At 72.8% G+C, this 14928-nt stretch carries 16 protein-coding genes and 1 tRNA gene; 5 read left to right on the top strand and 12 right to left on the bottom strand.

What is annotated here, in order from left to right:
* Window positions 1-110: 110 nt before the first annotated feature.
* Both OG444_RS31625 and OG444_RS31620 read right to left on the bottom strand, forming a co-directional pair.
* On the bottom strand, window positions 111-503 hold the full coding sequence (locus tag OG444_RS31625; protein WP_327265415.1) for a TOBE domain-containing protein: 393 nt from the start codon (window positions 501-503) through the stop codon (window positions 111-113).
* A 30-nt stretch (window positions 504-533) separates the two neighbouring features.
* Window positions 534-1442: a LysR family transcriptional regulator ArgP gene (locus tag OG444_RS31620; protein WP_327265414.1), complete on the bottom strand. Its 909-nt coding sequence runs from the start codon at window positions 1440-1442 to the stop codon at window positions 534-536.
* A gap of 69 nt (window positions 1443-1511) precedes the next feature.
* On the opposite strand from OG444_RS31620, the gene OG444_RS31615 reads away from it, so the two are divergent.
* The 3 genes from OG444_RS31615 to OG444_RS31605 all read left to right on the top strand — a co-directional run bounded on the left by OG444_RS31615 (window position 1512) and on the right by OG444_RS31605 (window position 4498).
* Window positions 1512-2135, top strand: coding sequence for a LysE/ArgO family amino acid transporter (locus tag OG444_RS31615; protein ID WP_327265413.1), 624 nt, complete (start codon window positions 1512-1514; stop codon window positions 2133-2135).
* An 81-nt stretch (window positions 2136-2216) separates the two neighbouring features.
* Entirely contained in the window at window positions 2217-3251 is a 1035-nt protein-coding gene (locus OG444_RS31610; RefSeq protein WP_327265412.1) for an NUDIX hydrolase, read from the top strand.
* Window positions 3252-3307: 56 nt separating this feature from the next.
* Window positions 3308-4498 (top strand): MFS transporter, encoded by a 1191-nt coding sequence (locus OG444_RS31605; RefSeq protein WP_327265411.1) that lies wholly within the window; start codon window positions 3308-3310, stop codon window positions 4496-4498.
* 203 nt (window positions 4499-4701) lie between these two features.
* On the opposite strand, the gene OG444_RS31600 is transcribed toward OG444_RS31605, so the two are convergent.
* The 4 genes from OG444_RS31600 to OG444_RS31585 form a co-directional block, all read right to left on the bottom strand.
* Window positions 4702-6147 carry a glyceraldehyde-3-phosphate dehydrogenase gene (locus tag OG444_RS31600; RefSeq protein ID WP_327265410.1) on the bottom strand — a complete coding sequence of 482 codons (1446 nt, stop codon included), beginning with the start codon at window positions 6145-6147 and terminating at the stop codon, window positions 4702-4704.
* A gap of 131 nt (window positions 6148-6278) precedes the next feature.
* Entirely contained in the window at window positions 6279-7883 is a 1605-nt protein-coding gene (locus tag OG444_RS31595; RefSeq protein ID WP_327265409.1) for a phospholipase D family protein, read from the bottom strand.
* A gap of 106 nt (window positions 7884-7989) precedes the next feature.
* Complete coding sequence (locus OG444_RS31590) at window positions 7990-8904, bottom strand: hypothetical protein (protein WP_327265408.1); 915 nt, start codon at window positions 8902-8904, stop codon at window positions 7990-7992.
* Complete coding sequence (locus tag OG444_RS31585) at window positions 8901-10319, bottom strand: phenylacetate--CoA ligase family protein (RefSeq protein ID WP_327265407.1); 1419 nt, start codon at window positions 10317-10319, stop codon at window positions 8901-8903. Before OG444_RS31585 ends, OG444_RS31590 begins: the two co-directional genes overlap by 4 nt.
* A 415-nt stretch (window positions 10320-10734) precedes the next feature.
* Here OG444_RS31585 and OG444_RS31580 point away from each other — a divergent pair, with 415 nt between their 5' ends.
* Together OG444_RS31580 and OG444_RS31575 are read left to right on the top strand one after the other, a co-directional pair.
* Entirely contained in the window at window positions 10735-11541 is an 807-nt protein-coding gene (locus OG444_RS31580; protein WP_327265406.1) for a helix-turn-helix domain-containing protein, read from the top strand.
* A 155-nt stretch (window positions 11542-11696) separates the two neighbouring features.
* Window positions 11697-12146 carry a DUF7144 family membrane protein gene (locus OG444_RS31575; RefSeq protein WP_327265405.1) on the top strand — a complete coding sequence of 150 codons (450 nt, stop codon included), beginning with the start codon at window positions 11697-11699 and terminating at the stop codon, window positions 12144-12146.
* 93 nt (window positions 12147-12239) lie between these two features.
* Here OG444_RS31575 and OG444_RS31570 read toward each other — a convergent pair.
* The 6 genes from OG444_RS31570 to OG444_RS31545 form a co-directional block, all read right to left on the bottom strand.
* Window positions 12240-12313: transfer RNA gene (locus OG444_RS31570), tRNA-Pro, on the bottom strand.
* A gap of 117 nt (window positions 12314-12430) precedes the next feature.
* On the bottom strand, window positions 12431-12793 hold the full coding sequence (locus tag OG444_RS31565) for an MmcQ/YjbR family DNA-binding protein (protein WP_327265404.1): 363 nt from the start codon (window positions 12791-12793) through the stop codon (window positions 12431-12433).
* A 70-nt stretch (window positions 12794-12863) separates the two neighbouring features.
* Window positions 12864-13445: a GAF domain-containing protein gene (locus tag OG444_RS31560; protein WP_327265403.1), complete on the bottom strand. Its 582-nt coding sequence runs from the start codon at window positions 13443-13445 to the stop codon at window positions 12864-12866.
* A complete protein-coding gene (locus tag OG444_RS31555; protein WP_327265402.1) occupies window positions 13442-14092 on the bottom strand; it encodes a GTP-binding protein in 651 nt (216 codons plus the stop codon). Before OG444_RS31555 ends, OG444_RS31560 begins: the two co-directional genes overlap by 4 nt.
* Window positions 14070-14483: a DUF742 domain-containing protein gene (locus OG444_RS31550; protein WP_327265401.1), complete on the bottom strand. Its 414-nt coding sequence runs from the start codon at window positions 14481-14483 to the stop codon at window positions 14070-14072. The genes OG444_RS31555 and OG444_RS31550 overlap by 23 nt, the downstream gene beginning before the upstream one ends.
* Window positions 14480-14914, bottom strand: coding sequence for a roadblock/LC7 domain-containing protein (locus tag OG444_RS31545; protein WP_327266989.1), 435 nt, complete (start codon window positions 14912-14914; stop codon window positions 14480-14482). Before OG444_RS31545 ends, OG444_RS31550 begins: the two co-directional genes overlap by 4 nt.
* Window positions 14915-14928 lie beyond the last annotated feature (14 nt).

The following is a 14928-nucleotide window of genomic DNA, read 5'->3' as shown; positions in this document are numbered from 1 at the left end:
CCACCGGCTGCTCTCACCGCCGCCGGCCGCACTCACCGCCGACCGCCCGCGCCGTCCCCGGCCGGACGTCCCCGGCCGGACCCGTCCGGCCGAAGGCTCCTGAGCGTGTCTCAGACCCGGTCGATGAACACGCTCGTCGACTTCACCCTCGCCGTGGCCCGCGCGCCCACTTCCAGTCCGAGCTCCTCCACCGCCTCCCGCGTCAGCAGCGACACGATGCGGTGCGGCCCTGCCTGGATCTCCACCTGGGCGTCGACCGTACCCAGCTTCACCCCGGTGACGATGCCCGGGAAGGCGTTGCGCGCCGAGGTGTGCGGGGCCTCCTCGCCCTCGGCGCCCTCCTGCGCGACCTCCACGCAGAACGCGGCCAGGTCGGGCCCCTCCACCATCCGTCGCGTGCCCTCCCTGTGGGTGGGGAACCGGTCGGCATCGGCCCAGCGCCGGGCCGTGTCGACGCTGACGCCGAGCAGCCGCGCCGCCTGGCCGATCGTGTAGGACTCCATGGTCGGCAGCTTAGGCGCTGGTGCCGCCCATCAGGCCGCAGGGCTGCGCAGCGACTCCCGGGCCGCCGCTGCGATCACGTCCGCGACCATCGCCAGAACCGGCGAGTCGAGCTTCCACTGCTGCCAGTAGAGGGGCACGTCCATCGGGCGCAGCGGCTCCAGCAGTACCAGCTCCCCCGTCCGTACCAGGGGCGCCGACTGCTGCTCCGGCACCAGCCCCCACCCCAGGCCCGCGACCACCGCGTCGCGGAACCCCTCCGACGTCGGTATGTAGTGCCGCACCGGCCCCGCACCGGCCGCCCCGTCCCCCGTCAGCCCGCGGACATAGGCGTCCTGGAGGTCGTCCTTGCGGTCGAACACGATCGTCGGCGCCCGTCGCAGGTCCCGCTCGGGATCCCCCGTCAGGTGGCGGGCCGCGAACGCGGGGCTCGCCGTCGGCAGGTACCGGGCCAGGCCCAGCATCCGTACGCTGCACCCGGCCACCGGGTCGGGCGAGGAGGTCACCGCCGCCATCACCTGCCCCTCCCGCAGCAGGGCCGTCGTGTGCGACTCGTCCTCGCGGTGGAGCTCGATGCAGACCGGGGGATCCTGCGGCACCCGCGTCAGCGCGGGCAGGAACCAGGTGGAGAGGGAGTCCGCGTTCACGGCGATCGGCAGCCGCACCGGACCCATTCCGTCCGCCATGCCCAGCTCGGCGCGCGCGTCGCGCTCCAGCCGGGCCAGCTGCCGGGCGAAGCGGACCACCACCTCCCCGGACTCGGTCGCCCGCACCGGCTTCGTCCGCATCAGCAGCACCCGCCCGGTCCGCTGCTCCAGCGCCTTGACCCGCTGGCTGACCGCGGAAGGGGTCACGTGCAGGGCGGCCGCCGCCGCGTCGAAGGTGCCCTCGTCCACCACGGCGAGCAGCGTGCGCACCTGGTCCAGGGGAAGCTCGTCCATCACAAGCGCTAATGGTACGTAAAAATCTTTAGCTGTACTGAACAGACATCGCTGCCTACGGTCGAGGTCATGAACTACGGCATCGTCACCGCGGCCCTCGCCGGCTTCGGCACCGGACTCTCCCTCATCGTCGCCATCGGCGCGCAGAACGCCTTCGTCCTCCGCCAGGGCGCGCGCCGGCACGCGGTGCTCGCCGTGGTCGCCATCTGCGCCGTCTCCGACGCGGTGCTCATCGCCCTCGGGGTCGCGGGTGTCGGCGCATTCGTCACCGCCTGGCCCGCAGCCCTGACGGTGGTCGGGCTGGCCGGGGGCGGATTCCTGATCTGCTACGGAGTCCTCGCCGCCCGCCGGGTGCTGCGTCCGGTCCCGGGCGCCGCCCTCACCTCGGAAGGGGCGACGGCCGGGTCCGCCCGCCGGGCCGTGCTGACCGCGCTGGCCATGACCTGGCTCAACCCGCACGTCTACCTGGACACCGTGCTGCTCCTCGGCTCCCTCGCCGCCGACCGCGGCGACCTCCGCTGGGCCTTCGGCATCGGGGCCGGGCTGGCCAGCCTGACCTGGTTCGCCGGTCTGGGCTACGGGGCCCGGCTGCTGAGCGGCCTCCTCGCCCGCCCGGCCGCCTGGCGGGTCATGGACGGGCTCGTCGCCGCGACCATGGTCACCATGGGCGGTCTGCTGCTGGCCCGCGCCTGAGCCCCGCATGTCGGCGCCCGGCATCGCGTCACGGCCCGGCATAGTGCTCGTGCCGACGCCCCGACCCCCAGGAGCCCCGCCGTGCCCGACCGTCCCTCCCCCGATGCGGTGCGCGCGCACTACGCAGCCGTGCCCGCCCCGCTCGTGGCGGCCACCGGGATCGTCCTGGACACCCGCGGGCGGGTCCTCGTACTGACCACCTCGTACAAGACGGACCTGGAGCTTCCGGGCGGCATGGTCGAGGACACCGAGACCCCCGAGGAGGGGCTCGCCCGCGAGCTGCGGGAGGAGCTCGGCCTCACCCTCCCGGCGGGCCGGCTGCTGGCGGTGGACTCGCGTCCACCCGGCCCGCTCGGCCGCTCCCTGGTCGTGCACGTCCACCTCGTCGGCCCGCTCCCGCCGCAGGAGGCCGCGGCGATCACCTTTCCCGACGGGGAGATCACCGAGGCGCGCTGGCTCACACCGGACGAGGCCGCCGCGGCCCTGCCGGAGCGGATCGCCCCCCGGCTGCGCGCCGCCCTGGCCGCCCTGCACACCGGCTCCTTCGCCCACCTCGTCGACGGCGTGCCCCAGCCGGGCTCCCCGGCCGGGCTGGACCCGGCGCGGCGCCTGGCCCTGGAGCACTCGGGCACCCTGGACGCGGCCAGCCACCGGGCCAGCCGCCCCAAGGCCGTGACCGCGGCGAGCGTGCTGTTCACCGACGCCGACGGCCGGATCCTGCTGGTCCAGCCCGCGTACGGCCGGCTTGACCGGTGGAACCTGCCCGGCGGCGGCATCGACAGCGACCTCGGCGAGATCCCGCGCGCCGGCGCCCGGCGGGAGGTCCACGAGGAACTGGGTCTCGATCTCGCCCCCGGCCGCCTGCTCGCCGTGAACTGGTCCCACAAGGCCGGCCGGCCCGCCCGCATCCGCTTCCTCTACGACGGCGGCGTCCTCGATGCCCCCGTCCTCGACCGGATCCGGCTGGACCCGACCGAGCTGCGCCAGTGGCGCACCGTCCGCCCCGCCGAGCTCCCCGGCCTGGTCAAACCGGCCCTGCGGCGCCAGATCACCGCCTGCCTCACCGCCCGCGCCACGGGCACCGGCCCGCTGGAGCTCCACGCGGGCCGCCCCTGAGAGGCGGACCGGCGGCCGCCGCGCCGGGCCGCTGCGGCGGGGTTACCGTCGGCGGCATGGACGGTGATCGCCGAGGGTGGCGCCAGTGCTTGCTCAGCGGGGCGGTCTTCGCCGTGTGCATGGCCGGCACCACGCTGCCGACCCCCCTCTACGGGCTCTACCAGGAGAAGTTCGGCTTCTCCGAACTGATGGTGACCGTCGTCTACGCGGTGTACGCCTTCGGGGTGATCGGCGTACTGCTGCTGGCGGGCAACGCCTCGGACACCGTCGGCAGGCGGCCGGTGCTGCTGGCCGGCCTGGCCTTCTCGGCGGCCAGCGCCGTCTGCTTCCTGTGCGCCACCGGAATGGGCTGGCTGTACGCGGGCCGGCTGCTGTCGGGGCTGTCCGCGGGCCTGTTCACCGGGGCCGCGACGGCCTACGTGATGGAACTGGCGCCCCCCGGCGGCGCCTCGCGGGCCACCTTCGTTGCGACGGCCGCCAACATGGGCGGGCTGGGCTGCGGTCCGCTGCTCGCGGGGCTGCTCGCCCAGTACGCCGCCTGGCCGCTGTACCTGCCGTTCGCCGTGCACCTCGCGCTGGTGGCCGTCTCCGCCGTCGTCCTCGTGCGGCTCCCCGAGACCGTACGGGACCGGAAACCGCTGAGCACCGTACGACCGCAGCGGCCGGGCCTGCCCCCGCAGGTGCGGTCGGTGTTCGCGCCCGCGGCGATCGCCTCCTTCGTGGGCTTCGCGCTGTTCGGGGTGTTCACCTCGGTCAGCCCCGCCTTCCTCGCGCAGTCCCTGGACGTGCACAACCGCGCCGTGAGCGGACTGATCGTCGCGCTGGCCTTCTTCGCCTCGACCGCCGGACAGCTGGCTGTCGGCCGGGTGGGGGTGGGGCGGTCGCTGCCGCTCGGCTGCGCGGGGCTGCTCGCCGGCCTGGCGCTGCTCGCGGGCGCGCTGTGGTGGGACCTGCTGGCCCTGGTGGTGGCGAGCGCGGTGGTGGGCGGGGCCGGGCAGGGACTGGCGTTCCGCGGGGCGCTGTCCGCGGTGGCCGCGGCGTCCCCGCCGGACCGGCGCGCGGCCGTCATCTCGGCCCTGTTCGTCGTGGCGTACACGGGCATCTCGGTGCCGGTGATCGGGGTGGGGCTACTGGTGGACCCGATCGGCCTGGAGGGGGCCGGGCTGGTGTTCATCGCCTGCATGGCCGTCCTGGTCGCGGCCGCGGCCCGCTACCTCCTGCGCCGTCCGGCGACGGCGCGCACGTGAGCGCACGGCTCACACGGTTGCCCGCCGCGGCCGCCCCGGCCCGCCGTCTCGTGGCGCTGTACGGGGGCGGGCCCGCACGCACGACAGGCGGGGGACGGCGGGCGGGGCGACCGGATGCCCAGGGGCACCGGTCACCCGCCCGCCGCCGCCCCGCCTGTCGTGGCAGCCGGTCGAACGGTTCGGCTGTGCGGCCGTACGACGGATCAGACCGCCGGAACCGGGTAGGTCGGGTACTCGACGCCGGACACGTGCTGGACCACACGGATGACCTGGCAGGAGTAGCCGAACTCGTTGTCGTACCAGAGGTAGAGGATCGCGTTGTCGCCGTCCACCTTGGTGGCGCCCGCGTCGACGATCGAGGCGTGACGCGAACCGACGAAGTCCATGGAGACCGCGTCGGGGGCGGTGGTGAAGTCGATCTGGCGCTTGAGCGGCGAGTGCAGCGAGACGTCGCGGAGGTAGTCGAGGACCTCTTCGCGGGTGGTCTCACGGCCCAGGCGCAGGCTCAGGATGGCGATCGAGACGTCCGGGACGGGGACGCGGATCGAGCTGCCGGTGATCGGCGCCTTCAGGTCGGGCAGCGCCTTGGCGACGGCGGAGGCGGCACCGGTCTCGGTGATGACCATGTTGAGCGGCGCGGAGCGGCCACGACGATCGGCCTTGTGGTAGTTGTCCAGCAGGTTCTGGTCGTTCGTGAACGAGTGGACGGTCTCCACGTGACCGCGCAGGACACCGTACTCGTCGTCCATGGCCTTCAGCGGCGGGACGATCGCGTTGGTGGTGCAGGACGCGCAGGACAGGATCTGCTCGTCCGGCTTGATGGTGTCGTGGTTGACGCCGTGGACGATGTTCGGGACGTCGCCCTTGCCCGGAGCGGTCAGGACGACCTTGTCGATGCCGGGGCGCAGGTGCTTGGACAGACCCTCGCGGTCGCGCCACTTGCCCGTGTTGTCGATGAGGATGGCGTCCTTGATGCCGTGCTCGGTGTAGTCCACCTCGGACGGGTCGTTCGCGTAGATCACCTTGATGGCGTTGCCGTTGGCGATGATCGTGCTGTTCGCCTCGTCGACGGTGATCGTGCCCTGGAACTGGCCGTGGATCGAGTCGCGGCGCAGCAGGGAGGCGCGCTTGACGATGTCCTGGTCGCCGCCCTGGCGGACGACGATGGCGCGCAGCCGCAGGCCGTTGCCGGAGCCGGCCTTCTCGATCAGCAGACGGGCGACGAGGCGGCCGATGCGGCCGAAGCCGTACAGGACGACGTCGCGGCCTTCGCTGCGCTCGATCTTGTTCGTGCCGGTGGCGCCGGCGACGGACTCGGCGGTGAACTCGGCGACGGACAGGCCGCGGTCGTCGCTCTTGTACTCCGCGGCGAGCATGCCGATGTCGATCTGGGACGGGCCGAGATCAAGCGTGGTCAGAACCTGCAGGAACGGCAGCGTCTCGGTGACCGAGAGCTCCTCACCGTCGATCTGCCGGGCGAATCGGTGGGTCTTGAGGATGCTGACCACCGACTTGTTCACCAGGGAACGGCTGTGGAGCAGGATCGTGACGTCCCGCTCCCGGTGCAGCTTCCCGATGATCGGGATCATCGACTCCGCGATCTCCTCGCGGTTCTTCCAGCTGGTGAACGAGTCCTCATTGACAGTCACAGGATTATCTTTCGAGCTAGGCGGTGCTCATATGCTAACCCGCCGCCGTTTTGGTCACTTAAGCGGTACCCGCCGTGCCGGGAACGGGCACTATGTGACCTTAATTTGTACGTTTTTTCAATGGTTTGCCGTCAGAAGGTGCGGCGGAACCTCATCCCGAGCGGGCGGCCGTCCGGGTCCACCAGCAGGCGGTGCAGAGGGATCGCGAGCAGCCGCTGCCTCACGCCGAGCTCCGGGGGAACGTACCGGCGCAGCCGTCCCGGCGGCCGCGGACCGCGGCGGCCGCCCTCGTGCCAGGCGTCCAGCACGGCGGCGCTCGTGGCGAAGGCGTCGAACGCGGACACGGGATCGCACAGCGCCTGCGCCTCCCCCTCCGCGGCCTCGGTGTGCTCGCGCATCAGCTCCAGGCGCAGCTCCCGGGCGAAGGCGCGCGCGCCGTCCCCGAGCCCTCCCGGATCGGCCGGGCGCCGGGAGTCCGGGTGCTCGTCGTACACGACGCAGCCGAGCTCGGAATCGTGCGTCCACGAACGGAGGTTGATGTTGTCGGAGCCGACGGAGGCCCATACGTCGTCGATCACGCACACCTTGGCGTGGACGTAGACCGGGGTTCCGGCCCGGTTCTCCAGGCCGTACACGGCGACCCGGTCGCCACCCGCCCGGCGCAGCTCCTCCAGGGCCTTGACCCGACCGATCAGGTTCATGGGCAGGGTGAGCGGGCCGTCCTCCTCCGGAACCGAGGGGACGACCGCGATCACCCGCAGCTGTGGGTGCCTGCCCAGCGCCTCCGCGAAACAGGCCACCACCCGGGGCGACCACAGGTACTGGTCCTCCAGGTAGATCAGCGCCCGGGCCCGCCCCAGCGCCTTGGTGTACCCGCGCGCGATGCTCCGCTCGCCGTCGGGCGCGAAGGGATAGCCCCGCAGCAGCCGGTTCGGGTAGGTCCGCAGCAGCTGGACGGTGTGGGTGCCGCAGCGCGCCGGATCGGGTGTCTGCGGCGGCAGCCGGTCCGCGCTGATGTCCTCCCGGTGCATCCACTCCCGCAGGCGGGTGAGCGGGCTCCGGCTGAGCGGGGCGGGATCCTCCCACCGCTCGCGGAAGACGGCCTCGACGTCGCCCACGGCCGGCCCGCGCACGGCGACCTGGACGTCGTGCCACGGCGGGTGCGGGCCGTATGCGGCGGCCATGCGCAGCGACTGCCGGTCGCCGCTGTGCACGGCGTCGTCGTTGCGGTTGTGACAGAGGTCGATCCCGCCGACGTAGGCGACGTCCAGCTCCGGGCGGCCGCGGTGGCGCAGCACCACCAGTTTCTGGTGGTGGGAGCCGCCGGGACGGACGCGCATGTCGAGGAGGCACTCACCGCCGGCGGCCGCGATCTCCTCGCCGAGGCGGAGGTTCTCCTCTTCGCTGAAGTGAAAGCCGTCGAGGTGGGACCGCCACAGGAGTCCCTTGACGATGACGCCCCGCTCGACGGCCCGGCACAGGACCGTGCCGATCTCCGTGCCGGGACCGTCGAGCCGCTCGTCGCGGTCACCGCGCCAGTCGGTGAACAGGAGGAGGTCGCCCGGGCCCATCGCGCGGACGGACTTCAGGAGCTCGGCGAAGTACGTGGCGCCGTGGACCAGGGGCCGTACGTGGTTCCCCCGGGACCAGGCCGCGCCGTCCGGGCGGCGCCGGTCCAGGCGCGTCGCGGGATTGCCGCGTTCGCCGGGAAGCAGGAGCCAGTCGGCGTGCGTCACGGTACCGGCTCCCGGGCCGCGCGCATGGGGGCCTCCGATCGCGCTGGAACACCGCAGTCCCAGGCTAGCCGCAGCCGCGGGACCCGGCCCGCGGGCCGGGTCCCCATCAGGCCACCGGTCCGGCGGCGGCCCCGCGGGCCCGGGCCTGCGGTACGGCGCCCCCGCGGGTCCCGCGGAGGACCACGTCGGCCATCCGCCGCTCCGGTCCGCCGCGGCGCAGGAAGAGGTGGCCGAGGAAGGCCGCCGGCCCGAAGAACACCTGGGCGGGGATCAGGGCGGGCGCATGGCCGGTGACCGCGGCGACGATGTGCAGCGTCGCGACGGGCGCCACCGCCCCGAAGAGGGTCACCAGCACGATCCCGGTGCGCAGCCCCCGCTTCCCGTACGCCTTGTAGGCGGTGGTGGTGAACAGGGCGTACGCCAGCAGATCACCCATGCCGACCACGGCGCCCAGGTCCTCGCCGATGCGCAGGCCCGCGGCGGGGGCGTACGGGTATCCCTGGACGGCATCGGACAGTTCCCGGGTCAGCGGGACGACCCAGGCGAAGAAGGCGTCGTACGCGGTGAGCGCGAGCAGGAACCACGCGACGTTCTTCAGCCGCATGCCGCCCTGCACGTTCAGGTTGGTGGCGGAGACGACGACCAGGGCGACGACGGCGCTGTTCGCCACCCAGTACGGCGGCGCGGTCTCGCCGAAGGCCAGGTGCGAGACGAGCACGCTCGTGATCAGTACGGCGATCAGCGTCCGGCGCAGCCGGCCGTTCGCGATCACGGGCTGGTAGCCGACGGACAGGCCGCCCGCGAAGACGAGGGCGAGGACCACCGGGAGGACGGCCCCCGGCAGCGCGAGGTAGAGGTAGGGCAGCGCCAGGACGAAGCCCATCATCATGAATATGTCGCTGCCGTTGAAGACGCCGACGGGCGGCCGCGGCGTGCGTACGGCGCGGAAGTAGGCGATCGCGCCGCCGCACACCCCGAGCGCGAGGACGAGGGTGACCGTGAGCTGGAAGAAGACCGTCATGCGTGGCTCCGCGTGAAGGTGTGCTCCAGCAGGTCGCAGCGGAGGGGGAAGAGGCGGGCGGCCTCCTCGGAATCCACCGGCAGGACCGTGACGCGGGCGTCGATGCCCCGGGCCAGCAGCCGCCCGGCCACCTCCGCCTCGGTCACCTCCTTGGAGGCGACCTCCACGTGGAGCCGGCCGTCGGCCCCCGCCCCGGCCCGGTGGCGCAGCGGCCACGGCAGACCTGGGGTGCCGTCCAGCGCCTCCACGATGTCGCGCGGGGTCACCAGGCCTTCGACGGTGCGGTGCAGGGTGCCCGCCTTGCCGAGGATGTGGGAGACGGCGGGCACGACCGCCAGTTCGCAGTCCGGCTCGCCCTCCAGGGTGCGGACCACGTCACCGGTGTTGTACCGCAGGACCGGCATGCACTCCCGGTAGGGGAAGTAGGGCGTGACGGTCAGTTCGCCGAGCCGGCCGGGTCCGGCGGGCTCACCGGTCTGCAGGTCGAGCACCTCGGTGTAGCCCATGTTCGGGTCGATGTGGAGGTGGTGCCTGCTGCAGGTACGGCCGCCGACGGGCAGCAGTTCGGTCATGCCGAAGGCGTCGCCGACGGTCCGGGCCCCGAAGGTCTCGCGCAGGGCGTCCGACAGGTTCCGCGACAGCATCTCGCCGCCGGCGTAGATCGCCCGCAGCCCGAAGTCGTCGGGTCCGTACCCGCGTTGCCGGGCGGCGGTGAGCATCTGGCCGAGGTAGCTGGGGTTGCCCGTCAGGATGGTGGGCCGGATGCCGCCGCCGACGGCGCCGAGCAGGTGCTCGACGGACTCCTCCGGCGGGATCTGCCCCACGACGTGGCACGAGGCGTTGGCGAGCCGGCACACCTCGACGTCCTCCTGCACGGCGGCCGTCGCCCTGGAGCTGAGGTTGATCTGCATCCGGTCGCCGGGCCCGAGATCGCCGCGCAGCACCAGGGACAGCGCGATGAGCGCGGGCCAGAGCTCCATCTCGTAGCGGGAGAGCCAGATCTGCACGGGGCGCCCGGTGGTACCTGTCGTCTGGGTCGCCAGGTAGGGGGCGCTGCACAGGAAGTCCGCGGGGCGTTCGACGAGGTCGGCCTTGCGGGTCACCGGGATGCCGGTGAGCGTCTCGGCGGTCAGGCCGTCGAGGTCGATCCCGGCGAGCCGCTCCCGGTAGAACGGGGAGTGCCCGGCGAGTCTGCGCACCGTCCTTCGCAGCGCACGGTCCTGCAGGTCCCGGCGCTCGTCGGGATCGGCGAACGGCCCGTCGGCCAGTTCCTCGACGTCGTCGCCGAGCGAGCCGAACTCCTCCAGCGTGAGGAGGGCGTCGGCGACCAGCCGCTCGACGGCCCGCACGCTGAGCCGCCGGCCGAACACCATCGCCATGGCCACCCGTACCTGGCGGACACCTGTCTCCAGCACGCATACCTCCCTGGGGTGTGGCGGGGTGAGTGGGGCGGGGCGAAGGGGTGGGGGCGGCGCGCCGCCCCCACCCCTCACTTCATCGTCAGCTGGAAGAACAGGTGGCGAAGAAGACCGCCGTCATGGCGCCCATGACGTACTTGAACTGCTTGGCGCTCGTCTTGATCGCACTCATCGGATCCTCCTTGTTCCGTTCCGGGCGGACGGTCCTACGGGCTCCCCTGAGGTCGCCGTAACGTTCCGTCACTTGGACGACAACACAGTGGCGCGATCGCACCTCTCGGGCAATGATCTGGTCCATTCAACGGACCGGTGAACGGGGGACGGCAACACCGTGACCCCCCAAGTACCCGGTGCGAACGGGGAGTTCTGGACTCGTCCGACCGACGGGTCCAGGGTGAAAGGGGGACCGCCCATGGCCAGATCCGGTGCAGAGGGGCGGGGCGTACTGGAGGGTGCGTTCGCACTGATGGAGGTGCTCGCGCAGGGCGAGGAGGTCGGGCTGACCCGCCTGGCGGCCGACGCCGAACTGCCGAAGGCCACCGCACACCGGCTGCTGGGCCAGCTGGTCGCACTGGGCGCGGTACAGAGCCGCGCCGGCCGCTACCGTCTCGGGGCGCGGACCTTCCGCCTGGGACAGGCGTGGCACCCCGCGCGTGCGCTGCGTGCGGCATCGGCCCGTCCGTTGCGCGAGCTCGCTTCGGCGGGCGGCCGGCCGAGCCTCAGCCTGTCGGTGGCCGAGGCGGGACGGACGATCGTGGTCGGGGGACTGCGCGGCGAAGTGGACGACGTCTTTCCGCTGCGTTCGGGCGTCGTGCTGCCGCCGGGGAGCGCGGCCGAGCTGATCCTGGCCGCCTCGGCCCCGGTGGGCGAGCCGCCCGAGGGCCGGACGGCGGCCTCATGGGCCCGTGAGGTGGCGCAGGCCGGGGAGCGGGGGCTCGCCTTCGAGTACGGACAGTGCGTGGCCGCGCTCTCGTGCGTGTCGGCGCCGGTACGCTCCGCGTCCGGGCAGGTGGTGGCCGCCGTGGCGGCGACCGGCCTGGACGCCGGGCGGATCGCGGCACTCGGCGAGTCCGTGGCCCGCGCGGCGGCGATGATCAGCGCCAATCTGGCCCGGCTGCCGGCCACCACGGCCCCTCCGCACCACGAACGGCCCGCCCACCCGCCGGGCACCGTGCCGGGCACTCGGGCCGCGCACCCCGTCCTGGCGGGTCCGCGCTAGGCAAGACAGCTAGGTCGCGGCGGGGGCGTTGCGGGATGGCCCGGAACGCCCCTGCCGCCCGGTCGGAGTGCCGACGGAGGGTGACCGTGCCACGCTGAATCGGGGGATCGCCGAACCTGGTGCGCCAGGCCGGCTCTGCCATCGAGGAGATCGATATGGCCAGTGATGCCAGCAGGCCCCGGACCAGCCAGCCGCAGCCCAGTGCCTGGCATGCGCCCACATCGGGCAGAACCCTGTCCGCGGGCGCCCTGATGGTCTTCGGCGGCGCGATGGCGATCTTCGAGGGGATCGCCGCCCTCGCCAGGGACGACCTGTTCGTCGTGACCCGGCACTACGTGTTCGAATTCAGCCTGACGGGATGGGGCTGGGTCCACCTGCTCGTGGGCATCGCCCTGGTCCTCGCCGGCTGCGCCGTGTTCACCGGAGCCCTGTGGGCGCGCTTCTTCGGCGTGTTCGTCGCCGGACTCGCCGCGATCGCCAATTTCCTGTGGGTGCCCTACTACCCCTGGTGGGCCCTGACCCTGGTCGCCGTCAATCTGTTCGTGGTCTGGGCCCTGTGCTCCGGCATGCACCGGGAGGCCGACACGGCCCCGTCGACCCCCTGACCTCGGCGGAAGCACGTCAGAAAGCCCGGCGAACGACCGAAGGGCCGTCTCGGATTGCTCCGAAACGGCCCTTCGATCTACGACTCTTACGAGTCGGGACGACAGGATTTGAACCTGCGACCCCTTGACCCCCAGTCAAGTGCGCTACCAAGCTGCGCCACGTCCCGATGCGCGCTGACCTGGGGTTTCCCCTGGTTGAACGCGCAGGAGAACGATACCGCACTTCATGGGGTGGTTGCGCGCACCTTTCGGCCTCCGGGTCCGCGGGAACCCGGTCGCGCCCCTCAGCCCGCGTCGCCCGTCAGCTCCGGATGGGCGGTGATCAGGCGCTTGGGGGCCGCTTGGAGCCAGGAGTCGGTCAGGATGGAGCGCAGCTCGTCCGCGTTCTGCACGGCCGCCAGCCGGACCCGGATCCAGGCGTAGTTGTCGTCGTGGCCAGGGCGCAGGAAGAACTTCTCCGGCTCGGCCGCGATCAGCTCGGCGCGCTCCTCCTTGGGGCACTTCACCCCGATCGAGACGTCGTCGTCGGCCAGCGAGACGAAGATCTTCCCGCTCACCCGGAAGGTCGGCATGCCCCAGGCGAGCTTTTCGCTGCTGTCCGGAAGCGACAGTGCGATCAGGCGGACGTCCTGTGCGGTGGTGGCCATCCCCGAGACTCCTCTTTGGCGACCGGTGAACCCTTGCGACGACCGTAGCCCCCGCCACCGACAATCCCGCTCACCCCCGCCGGTCCTCCCCGGCCGCGGCCCCCGGGACCTGCCCCCGGTCCTCCCGCTCGTGCACCAGCGCCACCAGTTCCGCCGCCAGCGCCTTCACCGTGGCGAGCCCCTCCGTCCCCCACCGCCGCGGCACCACGTCCACCGCGCACACCGTGCCGAGGACGATCCCGCGCCGGTCCGTGAGCGGCGCGCCCGCGTACGACCGCACCCCGCTCTCGTCCACCACCGCGTTGCCCGCGAAGCGCGCGAAGTCCCGTACGTCCTCCAGCACCAGCGCCCTCCGGCGTACCACCACGTGCGGGCAGTAGCCGTGGTCGCGGGCCAGGACGCGCGCCGGGTAGCCGCTCGCCGGGGCTTCGGCGCCGTGGTGCAGCCCGGCGAAGAACTGCCGCTCCTCGCCGACGAAGTTGACCCCCGCGTACGGGGCTCCGAGCGCGTCGGCGACGCGCCCGGCGAAGGCGTCCAGTTCGGTGTCCGGACGCTCCCCCAGGCCCAGCTCGCGCAGCCGCAGGGTGCGCGCGGGTGCTTCCCGGTCCACCGGTGTGAGCAGCAGGTGTCCGGTCGATTCGTAGTACGTCATGGCGGTTCCCCCGGCTCCGAAGACGAAGAGCTGACTGTGGACATGCACAACAGATGACGGACGAGGGCGGCCAGCGCCCCCGTCCCGGAGCTCGAGAGGCGCGCGTCGCACCGTACGACGGGCACCTCGGGTCCGAGCCCCACCGCGTCACGGACCTCCTCGGGGCCGTAGCGGTGACCGCCGTCGAACTCGTTGACGGCGACGATGAAGCCGATCCCGCGCCGCTCGAAGAAGTCCACGGCGGGGAAGCAGTCGGCCAGCCGGCGGGTGTCGGCGAGTACCACCGCCCCGAGCGCGCCCGCGCACAGCTCCTCCCAGAGGAACCAGAAGCGGTGCTGTCCGGGCGTGCCGAAGAGGTAGAGGACGTGGCCCCGGTCAAGGGTGATCCGGCCGAAGTCGAGGGCAACGGTCGTCGTGGTCTTCTCCTCGACGCCGAGCAGCGGGTCGGCGCTCGCGCTCAGGCCGCTGAGCAGTTCCTCCGTGCTCAGCGGTTCGATCTCGCTCACCGCCCCCACGAAGGTGGTCTTGCCCGCCCCGAACCCGCCCGCGACCAGGATCTTCAGCGTCGCGGGAGGAGGTCCCGGCGCGGGGGCGAGCACGGGGCCGGGAGCGAGGGCGGGGGTGTCACAGTCGTTTGCGTAGGCCATCGAGCACCGCCAGGAGGAGGGACCGGTCATCGGCCGCGAACGAGCCGCCGCCGGGGAACCGCGGCGCCTGCGCCGTGACGGCCCCGTGTTCCATCAGGTCGGACAGCAGCACCTTCACCACCACGGCCGGCAGCCGCAGCTGCCCGGCCACCTCGGCGACGGTGACCGTTGCGGCGCCCGCGCACATCCGCAGCGCGAGGGTGTGCTCCGCCCCGAGCGGGATGCCCGGCCGGACGCCGGTCGCGGACACCAGCGACAGCAGGTCGAGCGCGACGCCCGGCCTGGTCCGCCCCCCACTGGCGGTGTACGGACGCATCACCTTGCCCGCCGAGTCGTCGAGCCACGGTGTGTCCCGGCCCTTCGTGCACTCCCCCGTCCCGCGGACCCTCATCGCTCCGCGTCGGCGACGGGCCGCCGCGGCGGAGCCGCCAGGTACGGACGCACGCGCTTGACCAGCATCGCCATCTCGTAGCCGAGCACCCCGGCGTCGGCCTGCCGGTCGGCGAGGACGGCCAGGCAGGTCCCGGATCCGGCCGCGGAGACGAACAGGAGCGCGGTGTCGAGTTCGACCACGACCTGCCGCACACCGGCGCCGTCCCCGAAGCGGGAGCCCGCGCTGCGGCCCAGTGAGTACAGCCCGGACGCGAGGGCCGCCATGTGGTCGGCGCTGTCGGCGTCCAGGCCGTGCACGCAGGTCACGAGCCCGTCGGCGGTGAGGAGTACGGCGCTGCTCGTGTAGGGCACGCGCTGCACCAGGCCGCTGAGCAGCCAGTCGAGATCCGAGAGCCGGCTGCCGGTCTTCGTCGCCACTTCGCCGCCCATGGGGGTGCGCTCCT

The sequence above is a fragment of the Streptomyces sp. NBC_01232 genome (genome assembly GCF_035989885.1).
Lineage (GTDB): Bacteria > Actinomycetota > Actinomycetes > Streptomycetales > Streptomycetaceae > Streptomyces.
The sequence above is the reverse complement of the archived record's forward strand: the minus strand, read 5'-3'. Positions and strand labels throughout refer to the sequence as shown.

Excerpts from the sequence above, each read along its gene's own strand:
- OG444_RS31625 (WP_327265415.1), bottom strand. The coding sequence starts at position 503 with ATGGAGTCCTACACGATCGGCCAGGCGGCGCGGCTGCTCGGCGTCAGC.
- OG444_RS31620 (WP_327265414.1), bottom strand. The coding sequence starts at position 1,442 with ATGGACGAGCTTCCCCTGGACCAGGTGCGCACGCTGCTCGCCGTGGTG.
- OG444_RS31615 (WP_327265413.1), top strand. The coding sequence starts at position 1,512 with ATGAACTACGGCATCGTCACCGCGGCCCTCGCCGGCTTCGGCACCGGA.
- OG444_RS31605 (WP_327265411.1), top strand. The coding sequence starts at position 3,308 with ATGGACGGTGATCGCCGAGGGTGGCGCCAGTGCTTGCTCAGCGGGGCG.
- OG444_RS31590 (WP_327265408.1), bottom strand. The coding sequence starts at position 8,904 with ATGACGGTCTTCTTCCAGCTCACGGTCACCCTCGTCCTCGCGCTCGGG.
- OG444_RS31580 (WP_327265406.1), top strand. The coding sequence starts at position 10,735 with ATGGCCAGATCCGGTGCAGAGGGGCGGGGCGTACTGGAGGGTGCGTTC.
- OG444_RS31575 (WP_327265405.1), top strand. The coding sequence starts at position 11,697 with ATGGCCAGTGATGCCAGCAGGCCCCGGACCAGCCAGCCGCAGCCCAGT.
- OG444_RS31565 (WP_327265404.1), bottom strand. The coding sequence starts at position 12,793 with ATGGCCACCACCGCACAGGACGTCCGCCTGATCGCACTGTCGCTTCCG.
- OG444_RS31560 (WP_327265403.1), bottom strand. The coding sequence starts at position 13,445 with ATGACGTACTACGAATCGACCGGACACCTGCTGCTCACACCGGTGGAC.
- OG444_RS31555 (WP_327265402.1), bottom strand. The coding sequence starts at position 14,092 with ATGGCCTACGCAAACGACTGTGACACCCCCGCCCTCGCTCCCGGCCCC.
- OG444_RS31550 (WP_327265401.1), bottom strand. The coding sequence starts at position 14,483 with ATGAGGGTCCGCGGGACGGGGGAGTGCACGAAGGGCCGGGACACACCG.
- OG444_RS31545 (WP_327266989.1), bottom strand. The coding sequence starts at position 14,914 with ATGGGCGGCGAAGTGGCGACGAAGACCGGCAGCCGGCTCTCGGATCTC.